Source organism: Streptomyces sp. NPDC001700 (genome assembly GCF_053596435.1).
This window is the reverse complement of sequence record NZ_JBSFGE010000032.1, coordinates 1-20,472: the sequence shown is the minus strand read 5'-3', so window position 1 is coordinate 20,472 and position 20,472 is coordinate 1. Positions and strand designations below refer to the sequence as shown.

Genomic DNA, 20,472 nt, shown 5'->3' with positions numbered 1-20,472 from the left:
AGCAGGGCGGTCCGACCGCCCCCGGAGCACATCTCACCTGATGGGCCCAATCGCTGTCGCGGGCCGGGTGTCCGGAGCGAAAATAGTGGTGCTTGTCTCCGTTGTGCTGGTCTCTGGAGAAAGGTGCGCACCATGCCCAGGGGATCGAGCTCGAAGCGAGAGAGACAGTACGAACACATCAAGGACAGCGCGAAGAAGCGCGGCGCCAGCGAGCGCCGGGCCAAGGAGATGGCCGCCCGGACGGTGAACAAGGAGCGCGCCCGCTCCGGAGAGGCCAGGACGGCGAGCCGTATCTCCACCGAGGACATGTCGTCTTCGCGGCGTGGCGGCAAGCGGTCGCACACCGGCTCGCAGGGCCCCACGCGGGACCAGCTGTACGCCGAGGCCAAGCGCCGGAACATCGAGGGCCGGTCCCAGATGAACAAGTCCCAGCTGAAGAAGGCCCTGGGGAAGTAGCCCCAAAACACCGGCCCGGGAACGCCGACCCTTCAGTGTTCCTGGGCCGTGGGGCGCACCAGGATCTCGTTGACGGCGGCGTGCGCGGGCTGGGTCACCATGAAGCCGACGCAGCGGGCGATGTCCTCGGCGTGCAGCCAGTCCTCCTGTGGCATCCCGGCGGCGACGGTCCCGGTCGTGGGGTTGTCCCGGCCCGCCACCGAGCTGAGGGTCACCAGGTCGGCGACGCCGCGCGGGCCGTCCGCCGCCGCGCGCAGCAGATGCGGCAGCGCCTGCTGCGAGGTGTGCAGGACGGCCTTGCGGTTCAGGTCGACTATGCGCTCCCAGTTCTCGGGATCGCCCTCCTCGACGCCCGCGACCGCCACGTACCCCACGCTGTTCACCAGCACGTCCAGCCGCCCGAACCGCTCGGCCGTCTCGTCGACGCAGCTCCGCGCCTGGGCCGCGTCCCGCAGATCGGCGGTCAGCGGCACACAGGCGCGGCCCAGGTCCCGGATGCCGGAGGCCAGCTCCTCCAGCCGGTCGGTACGGCGGGCGACCAGCACGCCGCCGTCACCGGTGTTCGGGTCCGTCACCTGTGCTCCCTGGTCCGCGAGTGGTCCGCGTCGTCCAAGGGGTGGGGTACCCGCTCGGCGGCCGATGATCGCCCGCCCGCCGCTCCCGTACCTCCTTTGGCGGTCGCTAGAAGGCGCCGCTGTACGCGTTCAGGGCGGGCTGGCCGCCGAGGTGTGCGTACAGCACAGTGGAGTCCTTGGGGATGTCGCCGTTCCGTACGAGGTCGATGAGCCCGGCCATGGACTTGCCCTCGTAGACCGGGTCGAGGATCACGCCCTCCAGGCCGCCGGTGAGCCGGATGGCGTCGAGGGTGGAGGCCACCGGGACGCCGTAGGCGTCGCCCGCCCAGCCCTCCAGCACGGTGATCTCCTCGTCGCGCAGCCCCCGGCCGAGGCCGGTCAGCTCGGCGGTGTTCCGCGCGATCTTCTCCACCTGAGCCCGGGTCTCGGCCGCCTTCGCGGAGCCGTCGATGCCCAGCACCCGGCGGGGGCGGTCCTGGCCCGCGAACCCCGCGATCATCCCCGCCTGGGTGGAGCCGGTGACGCTGCACACCACGATGGTGTCGAAGAACACGCCCAGCTCGCGTTCCTGCCGTTCGACCTCGTACGCCCAGTTGGCGAAGCCCAGGCCGCCCAGCGGGTGGTCGGAGGCACCGGCCGGGATCGGGTACGGCGTACCGCCCGCGGCCCGCACCTCGTCCAGGGCATGGGTCCAGCTGTCCTTGAACCCGATGCCGAACCCGGCGTCGACCAGCCGTACGTCCGCGCCCATGACGCGGGACAGCAGGATGTTGCCGACCTTGTCGTTGACCGCGTCGGGCCAGTCCACCCAGCTCTCCTGCACCAGGACGGCCTTCAGCCCCAGCCGGGCCGCCACGGCGGCGACCTGGCGGGTGTGGTTGGACTGCACCCCGCCGATGGTCACCAGCGTGTCGGCGCCCTGCCGCAGCGCGTCGGGGACCAGGTATTCGAGCTTGCGGGTCTTGTTGCCTCCGTAGGCAAGTCCGCTGTTGCAGTCCTCGCGCTTGGCCCAGATACGGGGCCCGCCCAGATGGTCGCTGAGCCGGTCGAGGGGATGGACGGGGCTGGGGCCGAAGAGCAGGGGATGGCGGTCGAAGTCGTCGAGGTGCATGACGGGCTCCTTGGGGCCGGTGTGCTTGTGCGCCGCGGTGTGTTCGCCGCGGTTGGTGAGCAGCCCTACCCCGTCGCACGACCGGCCTATGCGTGTAGGCCGTTTGGGGTCGGTCGGCGCGCCCGGCCCATGGATCGCGGCGGACCATCGAAGCCAGTGTCCCTGTCCGTCCCACTCCTCCAGGGAAGCCACGACCATGCCGCTCTATTTCGCCGACTCGTCGGAATCACTGGTTCCCGACGCGCACGCCGGTTTCGCCACCGCCCACGCCGCCCTCGTCGAGCACCATCCCGGTCACGGGTACTTCCGGTCCCGTATCACCTCGCCCGCCCGCCGGGTCGCGCTCGTCTCCGGCGGCGGGTCCGGTCATGAACCGCTGCACGCCGGATTCGTCGGCGCCGGGATGCTGGACGCCGCCTGCCCCGGCCGGATCTTCGCCTCGCCGCACAACCGGCAGATCTTCGAGGCCAGCCGCGCCGTCGCCGGGGACGACGGCGTGCTGCACCTGGTCAAGAACTACACCGGCGACCGCATCAACTTCGGTATCGCCGCCGAACGCCTCCACCACGAGGGCATCCGCTGCGAGCGGGTCCTGATCGACGACGACCTGGCCACCGACTCCGACGAGATCGCCGTGGGCCGGCGCGGCACCGGCGCCACCCTGGTCGTGGAGAAGGTCCTCGGCGCCGCCGCCGACGAGGGGCGCGGCCTGGACGACCTCGTGGCGCTCGGCGTCGATCTGACCCGCCGCTCCCGCAGCCTCGCCGTCGCGTCCGCCGCGCACACCACCCCCGCCTCCGGTTCCCCGGCCTTCTACCTGCCCGAGGACGTGCTGGAGTTCGGCGTCGGCATCCATGGTGAGCGCGCCGACAAGACCGTGCCGCACGCGCCGCTCAGCAAGCTGGTCGAGACGATGACGGACCGGCTGCTGGCCGCCCTCCCCCATGGCCCGCGGCCCCGGGTGCTCGCGCTGGTCAACGGTCTGGGGTCGGTCACGTCCCTGGAGCTGTACGGGATCCACCACGTCCTCGCCAAGGCCCTCGAAGCCCGGGGCACCGCCCTCGACCGGTCCCTGACCGGCACCTTCGTCAGCGCCCTCGACATGCGGGGCTTCTCACTGACCCTGGTCGCCACCGACGACGAGGTGCTGCGGCTGTGGGACGCCCCCGCCCGCACCGCGGCCTGGCCCCTGTGACCCGACCGCCGGTCCCCGAAACTTCAAGGAGCCCAGCACCCATGACCGTGAACCCCGCCCCGCGCTCCCTGACCCGTGCCACCGTCACCGCCTGGCTGCTGCGCTTCGCCGCCACCGTACGGGCCGTCGAACCCGAGCTGACCGCCCTCGACCAGCAGGCGGGCGACGGTGACTTCGGCGCCAACATCGCCACCGGGATGGACGGGGTGCGCCGCGACCTGGAACGTCTGTCCACCACCCCGGCGGTCGGCGAGGACACCGCGGAGGCGCCGCTGGCCGTCGCCGCCCGGGTCTTCCTCGACGAGGTCGGCGGCACCAGCGGCCCGCTGTTCGGCCTGCTCTTCCAGGAGATGGCCGACGCGGTCGCCGAGGCCGCCCCCACCCCGCCCGGCACCGGTGAGCTGGCCGCCGGGATCGCCGCCGGGACGGCCGCGATCCAGCGGGTCGGCGAGGCCGAGGTCGGCGACAAGACCATGGTCGACGCCCTGATCCCGGCCGCGAAGGCGCTCGCCGAGTGCCCGCCGACCGCCGAACCGGCCCGCTCGCTGCGGCTCGCGGCGGTGGCGGCCCACCGCGGCGCCCGGGCCACCGCCTATCTGCGCGCCCGGCGCGGACGGGCCAGCTACACCGGCGACCACGCGGTCGGCGTCCCCGACCCGGGCGCCCTGGCCGTGGCGCTGCTGTTCGCCTCGGCCGACGGCGAACTCACCACTGTTAGCAGACTTCCCGAGCATCGGGGTGCCGAATACTGATCCTTTAGTGAGGTTCCTCGAACTCGGGCGGTTACGCGCATGACGGGTGTCATTTGCCACTAGCGTGGACAGTCATGAGCGGGGCCGCGTCGGGCAGGCGAATCAGGAAACCTCGCTGGCTCGACCGGGAGAAGTAGTGCATCAAGACACCCCCACCCGTGTGACAACGCCGCAGTCCACCGCGGAGCGACCGGCACGGGGCGAGGGCCCGGCTCAAGGCAAGCCCCGCGACGCGTACTTCGACAACGCGAAGTACCTCACCATCGTGCTGGTGGCCTGTGGCCACGCGTGGGAACCACTGACGTACGGCAGCCGGGCCTCCATGGCCATCTACCTTCTGGTGTACGCGTTCCACATGCCCGCCTTCGCGCTGATATCGGGCTACTTCTCGCGCAGCTTCGACATGGCCCCCAAGCGGCTGCAGCGCCTGGTGACCGGTGTGGTCGTGCCGTACGTCGTCTTCGAGGTGCTGTACACCCTCTTCTCCCGCTGGGCCCAGGACAACCCGGACGAGCCGTTCAGCCTGCTCGACCCGTGGTACGTGATGTGGTTCCTGGTCGCGCTGTTCATCTGGCGGATCACCACCCCGCTGTGGCTGGCGCTGCGCTACCCGGTGCCGATCGCGCTGGCCGTGGCCGCGCTCGGCTCGCTGTCGCCGGAGACCGGTGGCGACCTCTCGCTCCAGCGCACCTTGGCGTTCCTGCCGTTCTTCGTGCTCGGGCTCACCCTCCGCCCGCAGCACTTCGCCTGGCTGCGCACCTGGCGGGCGCGGTGGATCGCGCTGCCGGTCGGGCTCATGGCGCTGGTCACGGCGTACGCGGTGGCGCCGTGGTTCAACTCGGAGTGGTTCTACCACCGCAAGAGCGTGGCGGCCCTGGACGGCGTACCGGAGTGGGCCGGGCTGCTGTCCACCCCCATCCTCTTCGTCGGCGCGCTGGTGCTGACGGCCTGCTTCCTGGCCTGGGTGCCGGGGCGGCGCACCTGGTTCACGGCGCTCGGCGCGGGGACGATGTACGGCTATCTGCTGCACGGCTTCATCATCAAGGCATCCCGCTTCGGCGGCTGGTACGAGCACTCGTGGCTGCACACCCCGCTCGGCGAGGTGGCGGTGACCGCCGCGGCCGTCGCCATGATCACGGTGCTGTGCACGGCTCCGGTGCGGCGGGTCCTGCGTGGAGTGGTGGAACCGCGCATGGAGTGGGCGTTCCGGCGCGCGGGAACCGGGAAGGCCACGAGCGGGAAGTAAGGCTGCTCCACCGGCTTCCGGGGGCGTCTTCCGGGGCAATCACCCGGAGGGCTCGTCGGGTACCGGCTGTTCGGGGTGTACGCCTCCGCTGTGCGGCTTTCCGCGCCGGCGGGTGCCGGGTTCGTCCAGGTCGGGGACGTCCTGCGGGCGGTGGGGCGGGGTGGCGTGCGGTGTGCCGCCGTTGATGTCCAGAGGGTCCGGGCCGCCCTGCGCCTGCTGGTCGGGCAGGTCCCTGGGGATGGCGGGGCCGTTCTCTCCGGGGGCTTCCGGTCGCTTGTCGCCGGTCACGATGCGCTCCTTACTCGCCGGGAAGGGGACATGGACGGCCGGTACCCCGCACACGGGCACCAATGCGGCCATTGCCGCTCCTCATCGCCAGATGTGAGACCTGTCACCGCCGAGCCGGAAAATTGATCTGAACACAACCGGCGGCCCGTGCGTACCCACTGCCGTAGCGAACCCGTCCCCTGCGTACGACCCCGTGCGCCCCACAGGAGGTCATAAGTTGAGCCGGAGTCACAAGCGCGCCCCCAAGACAAAGATCATTATTGGGGCTGCCGCGGCCGCCGCCGTCGTGGGTGCCGCCATTGTGCTGCCCAACGCCAATGCCTCTCAGGACAAGAAGTCCGAGGCCATCGACGCCAAGCCCAAGGCGTTCAACTCCGAGTCCGCCTCGGACGTGATCGCGCAGCTCGCGTCGAGCCTGGGCGAGGCGTTCGGCGGTGGCTGGTACGACAAGGAGCAGCAGCAGGTCATAGTCAATGTCATCGGCGATAACAACAACGTCGAGGTCGCCGCGATCCAGAGCGCCGGGGCCGTCGCCAAGGAAGCCAAGAACAGCATGAAGTCGCTGAAGGCGGCCGAGGCGACGCTGAAGGAGAAGGCCTCTGTGGCGGGCACCGCCTGGGCCATCAACCCCAAGACCAACAAGCTTCAGGTCACGGCGGACAGCACCGTCAAGGGCGCGAAGTGGGACACCGTTGAGTCGACCGTCAAGTCGCTGGGCGCGGGCATGGCCGACGTCACGCGCTCCAAGGGCACGTTCAAGACCGTCGCCGAGGGCGGTGACGCCATCTTCGGTGGCGGTTCGCGCTGCTCGCTGGGGTTCAACGTCACCACCGACAGCGGCGACCCCGGCTTCCTGACCGCCGGACACTGCGGTGTCGCGACCGAGGCATGGTCGGAGACCCAGGACGGCGCCCCGGTCGCCACGATCCAGGACGCCACCTTCCCGGGCACCGGTGACTTCGCGCTCGCCACCTACGACGACCCCGCCACCGAGGCCCCGAGCACGGTGAACACCGGTGGCGGCAACAAGGTGAACATCACCGAGGCGGCCGAGGCCACGGTGGGCCAGGAGGTGCAGCGCATGGGTTCCACCACCGGGCTGAACGGCGGCTCGGTCACCGCTCTCAACGCGACCGTCAACTACGCGGAGGGCTCGGTCAGCGGGCTCATCCAGACCGACGTCTGCGCCGAGCCCGGCGACAGCGGCGGCGCGCTCTTCGCGGGCGAGTCCGCGCTCGGCCTGACCTCGGGCGGCAGTGGCGACTGCACCTCGGGCGGTGAGACGTTCTTCCAGCCGGTGACCACCGCGCTGGAGGCGGTCGGCGCCACCATCGGCGACGGCGGTGCCGGTGGCGGTGCCGCCCAGTAGGACGGTCCGCCCCACGGCTGACCGTCACGCCCGGGTGTCCCGCGCCGTTACCGCGGGACACCCGGGCGGGGCCTTTCAACACGGTTGACCGAAAAGCCTCGTTCAGTGTGCCACGTCAGCGCACCAGGTCAGGGCGTCAGGTCAGCGTGTCAGGTCGGTGCGCACCCGCTCCAGGGTGATCGGCAGGTCGCGCACCCGCACTCCCGTCGCATGATGGACGGCGTTGGCGATGGCCGCGGCCGTCCCGACGATGCCCAGCTCCCCGACTCCCTTGGCGCCGATCGGGCTGAGCTGGTCGTCCTCCTCCTCGATCCAGTGCGCCTCGACATCACGCACATCGGCGTGTGCCGCCACGTGGTAACTGGCGAGGTCGTGGTTGGCGAAGTCGCCGTAGTTCGGGTCGAGTTCGAGGTTCTCGTACAGCGCCATCGACAGCCCCATGCACATGCCGCCGCGCAGCTGCGAGCGGGCCGTGCGGGCGTTGATGACGCGCCCGGCGGCGAACATCCCCAGCAGCTGGTCGACCCGTACCTGCCCGGTGTCCGTGTCCACCCGCACCTGTGCGAACTGGGCGCCGAAGGCGTGGCGCGAGAGGTTCTTCCGGGCCCGGATGTCGTCGGTGGTGTCCGCGTGGGCCTCCAGGCCACCGGGCGGGATCCGGCCCGACACCTCGTCGACCCGCTTGGCCAGCGCCCGGCACACCTTGCTCACCGCCCACCCCCATGAGCTGGTGCCCATGGAGCCACCCGCGAAGGGGGCCGAGCCGTAAGAGCTGCGGCCGATGTCCAGGGTGACCCGGTCCAGGGCCACGCCGAGTTCGTCCGCGGCCACCTGGGTCAGCGCGGTGCGGGCCCCGGTGCCGATGTCGACGGCGGCGATCATCACGGTGAAGCGCCCGTCCGGCTCCGCGCGGGCGGTCGCGGTGGCGGGCCAGGTGATGGCGGGGTAGTTGCCCGCCGCGACACCCGTGCCCACCAGCCACCGTCCCTCGCGGCGGCGGCCGGGGCGGGGGTCGCGCCCCGCCCAGCCGAACCGGGCCGCGCCCTCGCGCAGACAGGCGACCAGGTTGCGGCTGCTGAAGGGGTGCCCCGTCTCGGGGTCCACGGACGGCTCGTTGACCACCCTCAGCTCGATGGGGTCCATGTCGAGCGCGTACGCCAGCTCGTCCATCGCGCTCTCCAGCGCGAACATCCCCGGTGCCTCACCCGGCGCCCGCATCCACGACGGGGTGGGCACATCCAACTGCGCCAGGCGGTGGATGGTGCGGCGGTGGGGCGCCGCGTACATCATGCGGGTGGCGGCGACCGTCTGCTCGCAGTACGGGGTGAGCCGGGAGCTCTGCTGGAGCGCGTTGTGGGAGATCGCGGTGAGCTTGCCGTCGCGCTCGGCCCCCAGCCGGACCCGCTGCAGGGTGGGGGTGCGGTACGAGACCATGGTGAACATCTGCTGCCGGGTCGCGGCCAGCTTCACCGGGCGGCCGACGGCGCGCGCGGCCAGCGCGGCGAGCACGGTGGGCGGCCGGGGCACCGCCTTGGAGCCGAAGCCGCCGCCCACATGGTCCGCCACGATCCGTACGGCGCCCTCGGGGAGCCCGAACAGGGCGGCGAGGGTGTTCGCCGTCATCCAGGGCCCCTGGTCGCCGTTGTAGAGGGTCAGCGTGTCACCCTCCCAGACCGCGATGGTGGCGTGCGGCTCCATCGCGCTGGTGTGCTCGGGCGGTGTGGTGTACGTGGCGTCGATGGTGACCGGAGCCGCCGCCAGCGCGGTGTCCACGTCACCCGACTCCGTGCGGCCCGGGTATCCGGCGTTCACCGTGTCGGGCACGAAGATGTCCGGATCGCCGTCGCGCAGCCCGACGTCGTGCGGCTCCTCCTCGTAGACGACCCGTACGGCGGCCGCGGCCTGAGCGGCCGTCTCGAAGGTGTCCGCGACCACGGCCGCCACGATCTGCCCTCGGTAGGCCACCTCGGCGGACTGCAGGACGGACAGCTCCGGGTCGTCGGTCGGGCGCAGCCGCCGCACACTGCCGCTGTCCAGCACGGCGACGACCCCGGGGAGGGCCAGGGCGGCGCCGGAGTCGACGGAGCGCACCCGGCCACGGGCGATGGTGGACTGCACCGCCACGCCGTACAGGGCGTCCGGTACGGGGTACTCGTACGCGTAGAGCGCGGTGCCGGTGACCTTCTCGCGCCCCTCGATCCGGGTCACCGCGGCGCCCACGGTCCGCTCCAGTGTGGTCATCGCCCCTCCCCTTCCACGAGGTCGCGCACGGTGGCCGTGATGAGGTCCACGGCGAGGCCGACCTTGAAGGCGTTGTGCGGCAGCGGGCGGGCCGCGGTGAACTCGGCCAGGGCCGCGGTCCGCAGCGCGTCCTCGGTCGGCCGCTGCCCGGTGAGCAGCTGTTCGGCCTTGTGCGCGCGCCACGGCTTGGGGGCCACCCCGCCGAGCGCGAGCCGGATCTCCCGCAGCGCTCCCCCGCCGTCGGTGGCGGCCACGGCGGCCAGCGACACCACGGCGAACGCGTAGGACCAGCGGTCGCGCACCTTGCGGTAGTGCGTGGCGGCGGGTGGCGGCGGGGGCAGTTCGACCCCGGTGATGAGGTCGCCGGCCTGCAGCACCGTCTCCCGGTGCGGGGTGTCGCCGGGCAGCAGATAGAAGTCGGCGAGCGGCACGGTGCGCGGGCTGCCGTCGGCGCGCCGCAGATGGACGACGGCGTCGAGCGCGGCCATCGCCACCGCCATGTCGGAGGGGTTGGTGGCCACACAGGAGTCGGAGGTGCCGATCACCGCGAGGTCGCGGTGGCTGCCCTGGATGGCCGAACACCCCGTGCCCGGGGAGCGCTTGTTGCAGGGCTTGGTGACGTCCTGGAAGTACACGCAGCGGGTGCGCTGCAGCAGATTGCCACCGGTGGTCGCGCGGTTCCGCAGCTGTCCGGAGGCCCCGGCCAGCAGTGCCTGCGCGAGGGCGGGGAAGCGCTCGCGGATGCCACGGTCGCCGGAGAGGTCGCTGCCCGGCACCAGCGCCCCGATGAGCACCCCGCCGTCCGCGCGGTGCTCGATACGGTCGTACGGCAGTCCGGTGATGTCGACCACCATGGCGGGCTCGGTGACGCCGAGCTTCATCAGGTCGACCAGATTGGTGCCCCCGGCCAGGTACACCGCCTCGGTGGAGTCCGCGACGAGGGAGGCGGCGGCCTCGGGGCGGGTGGCGCGCTCGTACGCGAAGGGCTTCATCGCACACCGCCCCGGACCGGCGCGCCCGGCACGCCCTGGCCGTCGGACCCGGCGGCCTCGCGGATGGCGTCCACGATGCCCCGGTAGGCGCCGCAGCGGCACAGGTTGCCGCTCATCCGCTCCCGGATCTCGTCGTCGTCCAGGGTGTCGGGCGCGCGGACACCTGCGGCCACGTCCTCGGTGGCGTGGCTGGGCCAGCCACGGGACGCCTCGGCGAGCGCGCCGATGGCCGAACAGATCTGGCCCGGGGTGCAGTAGCCGCACTGGAAGCCGTCGTGTTCCAGGAACGCCCGCTGGAGCGGGTGCAGATCGCCGGTGGCACTGAGGTCCGCGACCCCCTCGATGGTGGTGATGTCGTGGCCGGCAGCCGTCACGGCGAACACCAGGCAGCTGTTCACCCGTTCGCCGTCGACCAGGACCGTGCAGGCGCCGCACTGGCCGTGGTCGCAGCCCTTCTTGGTGCCGGTCAGCGCGAGGTGTTCGCGCAGGGCGTCCAGCAGGGTCACGCGATTGTCGAGGGTGAGGGGCCGGTCGGCGCCGTTGACACGCAGCGTGAGATCGGTGTGAAACCTCTGAGCTGTCACGCCATCAGCGTGGCACCGGGTTCAGGGCCCCGCATCTTCAGCGCGCCTCCGGTGGCGGGGGCAGTCGCAGGTGGGCGAGGTCGCCGGGGACCGGGCTGCGGGGCCGGTAGAACGGCGGGGCCTGGTCGGCGGCGGGCGAGTCGGCGAGCCGGAAGCGGTCGCGCAGCCGGTGGTAGAACTCGGTGGGCCGCAGCCGTACCAGCCGCAGCCGGGCCGGGGCGCGGTACGCCGCCACCCAGTCGCCCGGCTCCAGCACCCCGCGCAGCTGCCCGTCGATGGAGACGGCCACCCGACCGGAGTGCGGCAGCACCCGGATGGCCACGGCCTCGTCCACCGCGGCCACCACGGTGCGGTCGAAGGCGATGTGCGGGGCAACGGGGGTGAAGACGACCGCGTCCATGTGCGGGGAGATGACCGGGCCGCCCGCGGCGAAGCTGTACGCCGTGGAGCCGGTGGGGGTGGCCACGATGATGGCGTCGGCCGAGTACGAGGCGAGCAACTGCCCCGCCACATACACCGCGAGCCCGGCCTGGCGGTCGCGGGCCAGCTTCTCGAACACCACGTCGTTGAGGGCGGTGACGTCCAGCGCCACGCCCCAGCCGACCTCCTCGGGGCTGCCGGGCCGTACCTTCGGCGGGGGCAGCACCGGCCCGCGTCCGTACCGCAGCAGCGCGTCCATCCCGGCGGGCATGTCCAGCGGCCGCGACGCCCGCAGGGTGAGCATCATCCGCTCCTCGACCGTGGTGCGGCCCGTCTGCACGGCGTCCAGGGCGTGCCGCAGGTCGCCAGGGGTGATCTCGGTGAGGAATCCCACCCGGCCCACGTTCACCCCCAGCGCGGGGGCACCGTCGGTGACGGCGATCCGGGCCCCGCGCAGGAACGTGCCGTCGCCGCCGAAGGTGACGATGAGATCGGGGTGCCCGGCCGCCGCGGACTCCTCCTGCGCGCTGCGCCGCGGATGGTCTCCGCGCCATACGTCGATCTCGGTGCAGGACACGCCCCGCGCCGCGGCCCAGGAGTGCGCCTCACGGGCCGCCGCGACGGCGGCGGGGCGGGCCTGGTGGACGACCAGGCCGAGCCGGTTGACAGGCATCCTCCTCCCCACCGTAGAGCGCCCCGGCGCGCGGCGCCCGGCAGCGGGCCGATCCAGGTGGCGCGGCTGTTCCAGGGGGTGTTCTAGGGTGGCGGCGAGTCTGATCGAGTCAGGGAGGGTGCAGCAGATGACGAGCCCGAACCGTACCGCGCTGGTCGAGGAGCTGATGGGGCGCTTCCCGCAGGTGCCACCGGAGGCGGTGATCAAGGAGGACCTGCTGCGCGGCGGCATGGCCTTCGACGACTCCGCGCTCAGCGGCGGCGACGACGGGGACGTCAAGCCGAAGTCGTACTTCATCTTCTCCTTCGACCACCGCACCCTGCCCGAGCTGGGGGCGGCCGCGCTCAACCGGCCGCCGGAGGAGATCGTGCTCACCGGCGGGCCGTACGGGCTGCGGCGCACGGTGGTGTCGGTGCGCGTCAACCCGGACTCGCCGTATGTGGTGCGGGCCGGTGAGGACGGGTCGCTCGGGCTGTATCTGGACGGGACCCGGATCGCGGACGTCGGGCTGCCGCCGATGCCGGACTACTACCGGCACACGCTGTCGAACGGCAAGTCGGTGATGGAGGTCGCCCCGACCATCCAGTGGGGCTATCTGGTCTATCTGACGGTGTTCCGGGTGTGCCAGTACTTCGGCGCCAAGGAAGAGTGCGGGTACTGCGACATCAACCACAACTGGCGCCAGCACAAGGCGGCGGGCCGCCCGTACACCGGGGTCAAGCCGGTCGAGGAGGTGCTGGAGGCGCTGGACATCATCGACCGCCACGACACCGCCGGTGCCTCGAAGGCGTACACCCTCACCGGTGGCTCGATCACCTCGCACGTCGGCGGTCGCGACGAGGCCGACTTCTACGGCCACTACGCGAAGGCCATCGAGGAGCGCTTCCCGGGCCGGTGGATCGGCAAGGTGGTGGCGCAGGCGCTGCCGCGCGACGACGTCCAGCGGTTCCACGACTACGGCATCAGCATCTACCACCCCAACTTCGAGGTGTGGGACCGGCGGCTGTTCGAGCTGTACTGCCCGGGCAAGGAGCGCTACGTCGGCCGGGACGAGTGGCACCGGCGGATCCTGGACTCGACCGAGGTGTTCGGGGCGCGCAATGTGATCCCCAACTTCGTGGCGGGCGTGGAGATGGCCGAGCCGTTCGGCTTCACCAGCGTGGACGAGGCCATCGACTCGACCGCCGAGGGGCTGCGGTTCTTCATGTCGAACGGTGTCGTGCCCCGGTTCACCACCTGGTGCCCGGAGCCGACCACGCCGCTCGGCAAGGCCAACCCGCAGGGCGCGCCGCTGGAGTACCACATCCGGCTGCTGGAGACCTACCGGGCGACGCTGGAGGAGTACGGCCTGACCTCGCCCCCGGGGTACGGCCCGGCCGGGCCGGGGCGGGCCGTGTTCTCGGTCAGCTCGTTCATGGACAGCCTGTCGGCCGACGAGCCGGTCGCGGCGGCGTCGGAATGACGGGCTTATCCGCGGTCATCCCCACCGCGCGGCTGGAGCTGCGGCCGCTGCGGATCGAGCACGCGGCGGAGATGGCCGGGGTGCTGTCCGACCCCGGCCTGCACACCTTCATCGGCGGCGCCCCGCTGGACGCCACGGCCCTGCGCACCCGTTACGAACGCCTGGTCGCGGGCTCGCCCGACCCCGAGGTGGCCTGGTGCAACTGGGTGCTCCACGCCGTTGCCGAACGGTGTCTGGTGGGCACCGTCCAGGCGACCCTCAGCGGCCCCACGACCGCCCGCACGGCCGAGGTGGCCTGGGTCGTGGGCACGCCGTGGCAGGGGCGTGGGTACGCCACGGAGGCGGCCCGGGGCCTGGTGGGGTGGCTCACGGCCCGTTCCGTGGCCGAGGTCGTCGCGCACGTCCACCCCCGCCACCAGGCCTCGGCGGCCGTCGCCAGGGCCGCCGGTCTCGCGCCCACCGGGGAGCGCCAGGACGGCGAGATCCGGTGGCGGGCCGACGTGGTGTGAGAGGCCCGCTCAGCCGACGTGGATGTGGGGGCGGCGGTTGCGGTCGGGTTCGGCCTCGCGGAGCACTTCGCGGGTGACGGGGGCCACCTCGCCCTGGCCGAAGAGGAAGAAGCGGAGGAAGTGGGCGAGGGGGTTGCCCTCGGTCCACTCGAAGTGGATGTGCGGCCGCTGACCGGATGCGTCGCGCACCGCCAGCAGCATCGCGGCGAGCGCGTTGGCGACGGTGGCGCTCTCCATGGTGAGCACCCGGTAGCGGCCGTGCATCACCTTTCCGCACACCCGCAGCTCGCTCTCGAACTCGGACGGGTCGGCGACGGTGACCTCGACGAAGATGACGTCGTCCTCGGGCGGGATGTCGTTGTCGGCGCGGATCTCCTGCTGTTTGTCGCGGTATTCGGCCACGTCACAGGCCTGCGGCTTATTGGCGATGAAGCGGATCGTGCGGTGGGCGGTGTCGCGGATGAAGCGCTGGGCCATGTCGTCGAAGGTGACGCTGGTGACCCGTAGCTCGAAGGCGCGGGCGGCCCGGGACAGCAGGGACACGGCCATGATGCCGCCGATGAAACACGCGCCGATCTTGACGCCGTCGGGCCGCTCGATGACGTTCGCGGCGGTGGTGTAGATGAAGACGAGCGCGATGGCCCCGAAGCCCAGGGTCCAGCCGCGCTGCCCGGCGCGCCGCGCGGCGATGGTGACGGCGATGGCGGCGGAGGTGATGAGGACGAGGACACCGGTGGCGTACGCCCCGCCCTGGGCGTCCACATCGGCCTTGAACAGCCACGTCACCAGGAACGCGACGAGGGTGAAGACGAGCACCATCGGGCGCACCGCGCGCGCCCAGTGGGGTGCCATGCCGTAGCGCGGGAGGTAGCGGGGCATGAGGTTGAGCAGTCCGGCCATGGCGGAGGCGCCCGCGAACCAGAGGATGGCGATGGTGGCGGCGTCGTAGACGCTGCCGAAGGCGGAGCCCAGGTACTCGTGGGCGAGATAGGCCAGGGCGCGCCCGTTGGCCGCGCCGCCCGGCTCGAACGCGTGCTGCGGGATCAGCAGGGTCGTGATCAGGCTGGAGGTGATCAGGAAGACGCTCATGATCAGCGCGGCGGTGGTGAGCAGCTTCCGGGTGCCCTGGATACGGCCGGTGGGGCGTTCCTCGGTGTCGCCGGGCTTGCCCTCGATGTGCGGCATGACGGCGACCCCGGTCTCGAACCCGGAAAGACCGAGCGCCAGCTTGGGGAAGATCACCAGGGACACGGCCACCATGACCAGGGGGTTGCCGCGCTGGGCGGTGAGCGCGGCGGTCCAGTCGGTGATCACCTGCGGCGCGGTGAAGACGTGCCACAGCCCCACCGCCACCACGACGGCGTTGAGCAGCAGGTAGGCGGCCACCAGCACGACGGCCAGCCCGATGGCCTCGGTGAAGCCCTTGAGGAAGACCGCGCCGAGCAGCCCGATGAGGACGAGGGTGACGGCCACCTCGTGGCCGTGCAGCAGATCGGCGTGCGGGTTCTCCACCACATGGGCGGTGGCGTCGGCGGCCGAGAGGGTGATGGTGATCAGGAAGTCGGTGGCGGCGAAGCCGAGCAGGGTGAGGACGAAGAGCTTGCCCTTCCAGAACGTCAGCAGCCGCTCCAGCATCGCGATCGAGCCCTGGCCGTGCGGGCTCTCGGCGGCCACCCGCCGGTAGACCGGCAGCGCGCCCGCCAGGGTCACCACCACCAGCACGACCGTGGCCAGCGGGGACAGCAGCCCGGCGGCCAGGGCGGCGATACCGGGCTGGTAGCCGAGGGTCGAGAAGTAGTCGAGACCGGTGAGACACATCACCCGCCACCACGGGCGGCCCCGGTCCGCGCTCTCCGGTTCTGCGTGCGGTCCTGGCTGCCGCTTGGCCATGTCGGTCAGGCCCTCCAGCAGCCACGCGCGCAGCCGGTGCCGCGGTCCGCCCCGCGGGGCGGAGAGGCCGTGAGGAGAGCCGGTCACGATGTGCTCCTGTCGGTGGCGGCGAAGAGTTTCAGCCATCGTGAGACTGCCTGGCCAGCGTATGCGCAGTGGCCCGAGCGCACCGGTCGGCCGCACCCGGCCGGAGTGTGGGGCTCATTCTCAGCGGACTCTCATTTTCGGCACCTACGGTCCGCCCCATGGACACCACCAAGACGGATCAACCGACCGACCGCACAGCGCAGCCCGCAGAAGCCGAAGAAGCAACGGCGGAGGGTGTCCCGAACGCTGTTTCCGACACCAAGGAATCGCACACCGAGGCTCCCGCCGAGGAGCCTGCAGCGGACCGTGCCGAGGACCGTGCCGACGAGCCCGCGATCGTTCCGGCCGCCGCCCCGGCGGCCTCTGCCGGGGTGTTCTCCGGCGCCGCCGCGGTGGCCGCCGCGGGCCTGGGGCTCGCGTCGCTCACCGGCACCTGGCTGGGCACCATGCTGCAGGAGCGTGCGCAGCTGACCGGCCAGATCAAGGCCCAGTCCGGGTCCGCCGCCAACCAGATCGAGGCGGTCTACGGCACGCCGTGGCACACCACGGCCTTCCTCAACGGGCTGTTCGGCCTCGCGGCCGTGGTCATCGCCGCCGTGGTGCTGCTGCGGCAGCGCACCGCCGTGTCGGCCTCGGGCACCACGCGCGCCACCTGGGTCTCGGCCGTGGCCTGGGGTGCGGTGGCGCTCGGCGTCATCGGCCTGCTGATCGCGGCCGTGATGGGGCTCGACGTGTTCACCCCGATGCCCAAGGTCCCGGCCAGCCCCGGTGGCGCGCCCACCGGCTGACCCGCGCCGACCGACGACCGGACGGACGAGACGGCACGCCCCGAGGGAGTGGTTCTCCCCGGGGCGTGCCGCGTTCTCCGAGGCCGCCAGCTCATGAGAATGGACCGGCTTTTGATGGGTACTCGGGAGCGGACCGGCCCGGAAAAGAGCTAACTGATGTTCGGAGGCGTTACTCATGGGCTTGGGCGGTTGCATCCTCATGGTCGCGATCGGAGGCATCCTCACCTTCGCGACGGACTGGAACAGCAGTGGATTTAATGTGCATTTGGTGGGCCTGATCCTCATGGTCGTGGGCTTCATCGGCATGGCCGCGTACGTCAGTGTCTACAAGCGCCGCCGGGTGGTCCCGCCGACCGCGACGCCTCCGGTGGTGGAGGACCCCGACGCGCATCACCACCATCGGCACCTCTGAGGCCGACATCTGACGCCGACTCCCCCCGCCACACGAGGTGGCCCCCGCCATGGGCGGGGGCCACCTCTCTTTCTTGTAGAGGCCTTGACATCAACCTGTTCGAAACTGTCAGAATCTGTTCAGCCAAGGGGAGTTGAGGCCGTTCGACACTCCCAAGAAGCAACATAATCGAAGAGAAGGGGATCGCCATGGCGGTCACTCGTAGATCGTTGCTGATCGCCGGCAGCGCCGCGCCCATGGCGGGGACGCTCGCCACCGGCATCCCCGCACACGCGGCCACCCCGGCGGCCGCGGCGCCCCGGGCGACCGGCGGGCGGAGCATCCCGCTCGACGACGGCTGGCGGTTCACCCTCGTCACCCCGGACGGGAACGCGGAGCCGGACAGCGCTCACGAGGACGCGCGGCAGCCCGGCTACGACGACTCGGCGTGGCGTACGGTCGCGGTGCCGCACGACTGGAGCATCGAGCAGACCCCCACCACCGAGCACGGCACCACAGGCGGCACCGGCTTCCTGCCCGGCGGGCTCGGCTGGTACCGCAAGACCTTCACCCTGCCGTCCGGGATCGCGGGCCAGCGGATCTCCGTCGAGTTCGACGGGGTCTACATGGACGCGTACGTGTACTGCAACGGCAAGCTCATCGGCAACCACCCCTACGGCTACACCGGGTTCGCCCTCGACCTCACCGACGTGGTGCACACCGACGGCACCACCCCCAACGTCCTCGCGGTCAGAGTGCGCAACCAGCTGCCCAGCAGCCGCTGGTACTCGGGCAGTGGCATCTACCGCCACGCCCGGCTCGTGGTCACCGACCCCGTGCACGTGGCCCGGTGGGGTACGTACGTCACCACACCCACCCTGAACGAAAGCCACGCCACCGTGCGCGTGCGCACCAGCGTGGTCAACGCGTCGGACCGGGAGAGACCGGTCACCGTCGTCTCCACCCTCAAGGATCCGGGTGGGAAGACGGTCGCCCATACCCGGTCCACGCTGACCGTCGGCGCGGACACCACCCGTGATGCCACCCAGGAACTCACCGTCGACCGACCCAAGTTGTGGTCCTTCGACACCCCGGTGCGCTACACCCTGGAGACCGAGCTGCGGGTCGGCGACCGGACCACCGACCGCTACCGCACCCCCTTCGGCTTCCGCCACTTCGCCATCGACCCCGACCGGGGATTCACCCTCAACGGCGAGTACACCAAGATCCGGGGCGTCGACCTCCACCACGACCTCGGAGCGCTCGGCGCCGCGTTCAACGCCGATGCCGCGCTGCGCCAGATGACCATCATGAAGAGCATGGGCGTCAACGCCCTGCGCACCTCCCACAATCCGCCCGCACCGGAGCTGATCGAGATCTGTGAGCGGCTCGGCGTCGTGATGCTGGTGGAGGCGTTCGACTGCTGGCGCACCGGTAAGAACCCGTACGACTACGGGCGCTTCTTCGACGAGCACAGCGAGGCGGACATCACCGAGATGGTGCGGGCCGCCCGCAACTCCCCCGCGGTCATCATGTGGTCCATCGGCAACGAGATCCCCGACTCCACCAGCACCGCCGGACTCGGCATGGCGGAGCGGCTGATCGACGCCGTCAGGAAGGCCGATGACACCCGGCCGGTCGTGATCGGCTCGGACAAGTACCGCTCGCTGCCGTCCCCGGGATCGGCCGCCGACCTGATGCTCGCCAAGCTGGACGGGCTGGGCCTCAACTACAACACCGCCGCCTCGGTGGACGCCCTGCACGCCCGCTATCCGCAGCTGTTCCTGTTCGAGTCCGAGTCCTCCTCCGAAACGTCCTCGCGCGGGGCCTATCAGGAGCCCGAACACCTCAACACCGGGGAGAACTACACCCCCGGCAAGCGCGAGCCCTCCTCCTATGACAACAACCTCGCCTCGTGGACCATGAGCGGTGAGTACGGGCTGAAGAAGGACCGCGACCGGAGGTTCTTCACCGGTGAGTTCCTCTGGTCGGGCATCGACTACATCGGCGAGCCCACCCCGTACGACGTGTTCCCGGTGAAGGCGTCGTTCTTCGGCGCGGTGGACACCGCCGGGTTCCCCAAGGACATGTACCACCTGTTCAAGAGCCAGTGGACCAGCGAGCCCATGGTCCATCTGCTGCCCATGGACTGGACCGGCCACCGGCCGGGCGAGACGGTCGAGGTCTGGGCGTACGCCAACGTGGACACCGTGGAGCTGTACCTCAACGGCGACTCGCTCGGCATACGCCGCTTCGACACCAAGAAGACCACCGACGGCCGCACCTACCTGGAGACCACCGAGGCCACCGGCGACGACAAGACCGTCACCACCGGCGCCTACCCCGGCAGCTACACCAGCCCGAACGGCAGCGCGGGCAAACTCCACCTCACCTGGAAGGTCCCGTTCGCACCCGGCGAGCTGAAGGCCGTGGCCCGACGAGGTGGCCGGGTGGTGGCCACCGATGTGCTCCGCACCGCCGGACGCGCCCACGCCGTACGGCTCACCCCCGACCGCAAGACCATCACCGCCGACGGCCGCTCCCTGTGCTTCATCACCGCCGAAGTGGTCGACGCACACGGCACGGTGGTTCCCGACGCCGAGCACCTGATCGCCTTCGACGTGTCCGGAGGCTCGCTGGCGGGCGTCGACAACGGCCGTCAGGAGAGCGCCGAGCGGTACCAGGCCAGCACCCGCACCGCCTTCCACGGCAAGGCCCTGGCCATCGTCCGCTCCGGCACCAAGCCCGGACACCTCACCATCACCGCCCGCTCGACGGGACTGCGTAAAGCCACCGCCACCCTCCGCGCCACCGGCGGAACATCCGCGAAGGTCACCCCGCCCCAGCCGTTCACCCCGGACCCCGGCCCGGCCACGCCGGTGTATCCACTGGCCGACGCCAGCTACTCGGGCTCGCTCACCACACTGCCCGCCGCCATGCTCGACGGCGATCCCGCCACCGGCTGGTCCAACGCCTTCACCAAGCCCGCCACCGCGCTGCTGCCCGCCTTCAACGGGGCCAGGAAGACCGACTGGGTCTCGGTGACCTGGGCCAAGAAACGCCGAGTGCGCCGCGCCGAAGTGTCCTTCACCCTCGACGCGACGCACTCACTCCCCGCCTCGGTCACCGTCTCCGCCTGGGACGGCCACCGCTACACCCCGGTCCGCGACGCACACATCACCTGGGCCGAGGCATCCGACACCCCGACCGTCATCACCTTCACCCCCGTCCGCACCTCACGACTCCGCCTGGAGTTGGTCAGCCGGTACCCGGGGGAGGCCAAGGGCGCCCAGCGGATCGTCCTGCTCGACGTCCCGGAAGCCTGACGAACCGCCCCTCGCCCGTGCGGCGCACCGGGACGATGGGCAGCGCCCGGGCGTAGGTGCGGGCGGCCGACTCCCGCAGCGACTGGCGCCGCAGGATGGCCGGAGCGTCCTCGCCGG

At 71.4% G+C, this 20,472-nt stretch carries 18 protein-coding genes; 10 read left to right on the top strand and 8 right to left on the bottom strand.

Annotated features, from left to right (window positions below):
• The first annotated feature begins 132 nt into the window (after nucleotides 1-132).
• Nucleotides 133-456, top strand: coding sequence for a plasmid stabilization protein (locus tag ACWC5C_RS37105; protein ID WP_450882914.1), 324 nt, complete (start codon nucleotides 133-135; stop codon nucleotides 454-456).
• Nucleotides 457-488: 32 nt separating this feature from the next.
• Here ACWC5C_RS37105 and ACWC5C_RS37100 read toward each other — a convergent pair whose 3' ends face one another.
• Nucleotides 489-1,031 (bottom strand): SDR family oxidoreductase, encoded by a 543-nt coding sequence (locus ACWC5C_RS37100; protein WP_450882912.1) that lies wholly within the window; start codon nucleotides 1,029-1,031, stop codon nucleotides 489-491.
• 106 nt (nucleotides 1,032-1,137) lie between these two features.
• Nucleotides 1,138-2,142, bottom strand: coding sequence for a 1-aminocyclopropane-1-carboxylate deaminase (locus ACWC5C_RS37095; protein WP_450882910.1), 1,005 nt, complete (start codon nucleotides 2,140-2,142; stop codon nucleotides 1,138-1,140).
• A gap of 196 nt (nucleotides 2,143-2,338) precedes the next feature.
• On the opposite strand from ACWC5C_RS37095, the gene ACWC5C_RS37090 reads away from it, so the two are divergent.
• The 3 genes from ACWC5C_RS37090 (at nucleotide 2,339) to ACWC5C_RS37080 (ending at nucleotide 5,335) form a co-directional block, all read left to right on the top strand.
• Nucleotides 2,339-3,337: a dihydroxyacetone kinase subunit DhaK gene (locus ACWC5C_RS37090; RefSeq protein WP_450882908.1), complete on the top strand. Its 999-nt coding sequence runs from the start codon at nucleotides 2,339-2,341 to the stop codon at nucleotides 3,335-3,337.
• Between the two features lie 41 nt (nucleotides 3,338-3,378).
• Nucleotides 3,379-4,089 (top strand): dihydroxyacetone kinase subunit DhaL, encoded by a 711-nt coding sequence (gene dhaL / locus ACWC5C_RS37085; RefSeq protein ID WP_450882906.1) that lies wholly within the window; start codon nucleotides 3,379-3,381, stop codon nucleotides 4,087-4,089.
• 160 nt (nucleotides 4,090-4,249) lie between these two features.
• Complete coding sequence (locus ACWC5C_RS37080; protein ID WP_450882904.1) at nucleotides 4,250-5,335, top strand: acyltransferase family protein; 1,086 nt, start codon at nucleotides 4,250-4,252, stop codon at nucleotides 5,333-5,335.
• 39 nt (nucleotides 5,336-5,374) lie between these two features.
• On the opposite strand, the gene ACWC5C_RS37075 is transcribed toward ACWC5C_RS37080, so the two are convergent.
• Entirely contained in the window at nucleotides 5,375-5,623 is a 249-nt protein-coding gene (locus tag ACWC5C_RS37075; protein WP_450882902.1) for a hypothetical protein, read from the bottom strand.
• A 217-nt stretch (nucleotides 5,624-5,840) separates the two neighbouring features.
• Between ACWC5C_RS37075 and ACWC5C_RS37070 the strand changes: the two genes are divergently transcribed.
• Nucleotides 5,841-6,992 carry a S1 family peptidase gene (locus tag ACWC5C_RS37070; RefSeq protein ID WP_450882900.1) on the top strand — a complete coding sequence of 384 codons (1,152 nt, stop codon included), beginning with the start codon at nucleotides 5,841-5,843 and terminating at the stop codon, nucleotides 6,990-6,992.
• Nucleotides 6,993-7,133: 141 nt separating this feature from the next.
• Here the strand turns inward: ACWC5C_RS37070 and ACWC5C_RS37065 are convergent, their stop codons facing one another.
• The 4 genes from ACWC5C_RS37065 to ACWC5C_RS37050 are packed head-to-tail and all read right to left on the bottom strand — an operon-like array spanning nucleotide 7,134 to nucleotide 11,902.
• A complete protein-coding gene (locus tag ACWC5C_RS37065; RefSeq protein WP_450882898.1) occupies nucleotides 7,134-9,233 on the bottom strand; it encodes a xanthine dehydrogenase family protein molybdopterin-binding subunit in 2,100 nt (699 codons plus the stop codon).
• Nucleotides 9,230-10,225 (bottom strand): FAD binding domain-containing protein, encoded by a 996-nt coding sequence (locus ACWC5C_RS37060; protein WP_450882896.1) that lies wholly within the window; start codon nucleotides 10,223-10,225, stop codon nucleotides 9,230-9,232. Before ACWC5C_RS37060 ends, ACWC5C_RS37065 begins: the two co-directional genes overlap by 4 nt.
• Nucleotides 10,222-10,809: a 2Fe-2S iron-sulfur cluster-binding protein gene (locus ACWC5C_RS37055; RefSeq protein ID WP_450882894.1), complete on the bottom strand. Its 588-nt coding sequence runs from the start codon at nucleotides 10,807-10,809 to the stop codon at nucleotides 10,222-10,224. The genes ACWC5C_RS37060 and ACWC5C_RS37055 overlap by 4 nt, the downstream gene beginning before the upstream one ends.
• Nucleotides 10,810-10,846: 37 nt before the next feature.
• On the bottom strand, nucleotides 10,847-11,902 hold the full coding sequence (locus ACWC5C_RS37050) for an NAD(+)/NADH kinase (RefSeq protein ID WP_450882892.1): 1,056 nt from the start codon (nucleotides 11,900-11,902) through the stop codon (nucleotides 10,847-10,849).
• Nucleotides 11,903-12,029: 127 nt separating this feature from the next.
• Between ACWC5C_RS37050 and ACWC5C_RS37045 the strand changes: the two genes are divergently transcribed.
• Together ACWC5C_RS37045 and ACWC5C_RS37040 are read left to right on the top strand one after the other, a co-directional pair.
• Nucleotides 12,030-13,364, top strand: coding sequence for a radical SAM protein (locus ACWC5C_RS37045; protein ID WP_450882890.1), 1,335 nt, complete (start codon nucleotides 12,030-12,032; stop codon nucleotides 13,362-13,364).
• Nucleotides 13,361-13,873: a GNAT family N-acetyltransferase gene (locus tag ACWC5C_RS37040; RefSeq protein ID WP_450882888.1), complete on the top strand. Its 513-nt coding sequence runs from the start codon at nucleotides 13,361-13,363 to the stop codon at nucleotides 13,871-13,873. Before ACWC5C_RS37045 ends, ACWC5C_RS37040 begins: the two co-directional genes overlap by 4 nt.
• Before the next feature lie 9 nt (nucleotides 13,874-13,882).
• Here ACWC5C_RS37040 and ACWC5C_RS37035 read toward each other — a convergent pair whose 3' ends face one another.
• The gene (locus ACWC5C_RS37035) at nucleotides 13,883-15,763 is read right to left on the bottom strand and encodes an APC family permease (RefSeq protein ID WP_385441994.1); all 1,881 of its coding nucleotides are present in this window, start codon (nucleotides 15,761-15,763) and stop codon (nucleotides 13,883-13,885) included.
• Between the two features lie 245 nt (nucleotides 15,764-16,008).
• Here ACWC5C_RS37035 and ACWC5C_RS37030 point away from each other — a divergent pair, with 245 nt between their 5' ends.
• From ACWC5C_RS37030 to ACWC5C_RS37020, 3 genes are all read left to right on the top strand, one after another.
• The gene (locus ACWC5C_RS37030) at nucleotides 16,009-16,638 is read left to right on the top strand and encodes a hypothetical protein (RefSeq protein WP_450882886.1); all 630 of its coding nucleotides are present in this window, start codon (nucleotides 16,009-16,011) and stop codon (nucleotides 16,636-16,638) included.
• A gap of 175 nt (nucleotides 16,639-16,813) precedes the next feature.
• Complete coding sequence (locus ACWC5C_RS37025; RefSeq protein ID WP_385441978.1) at nucleotides 16,814-17,050, top strand: hypothetical protein; 237 nt, start codon at nucleotides 16,814-16,816, stop codon at nucleotides 17,048-17,050.
• 188 nt (nucleotides 17,051-17,238) lie between these two features.
• Nucleotides 17,239-20,355 carry a glycoside hydrolase family 2 TIM barrel-domain containing protein gene (locus tag ACWC5C_RS37020; RefSeq protein WP_450882884.1) on the top strand — a complete coding sequence of 1,039 codons (3,117 nt, stop codon included), beginning with the start codon at nucleotides 17,239-17,241 and terminating at the stop codon, nucleotides 20,353-20,355.
• Nucleotides 20,356-20,472 lie beyond the last annotated feature (117 nt).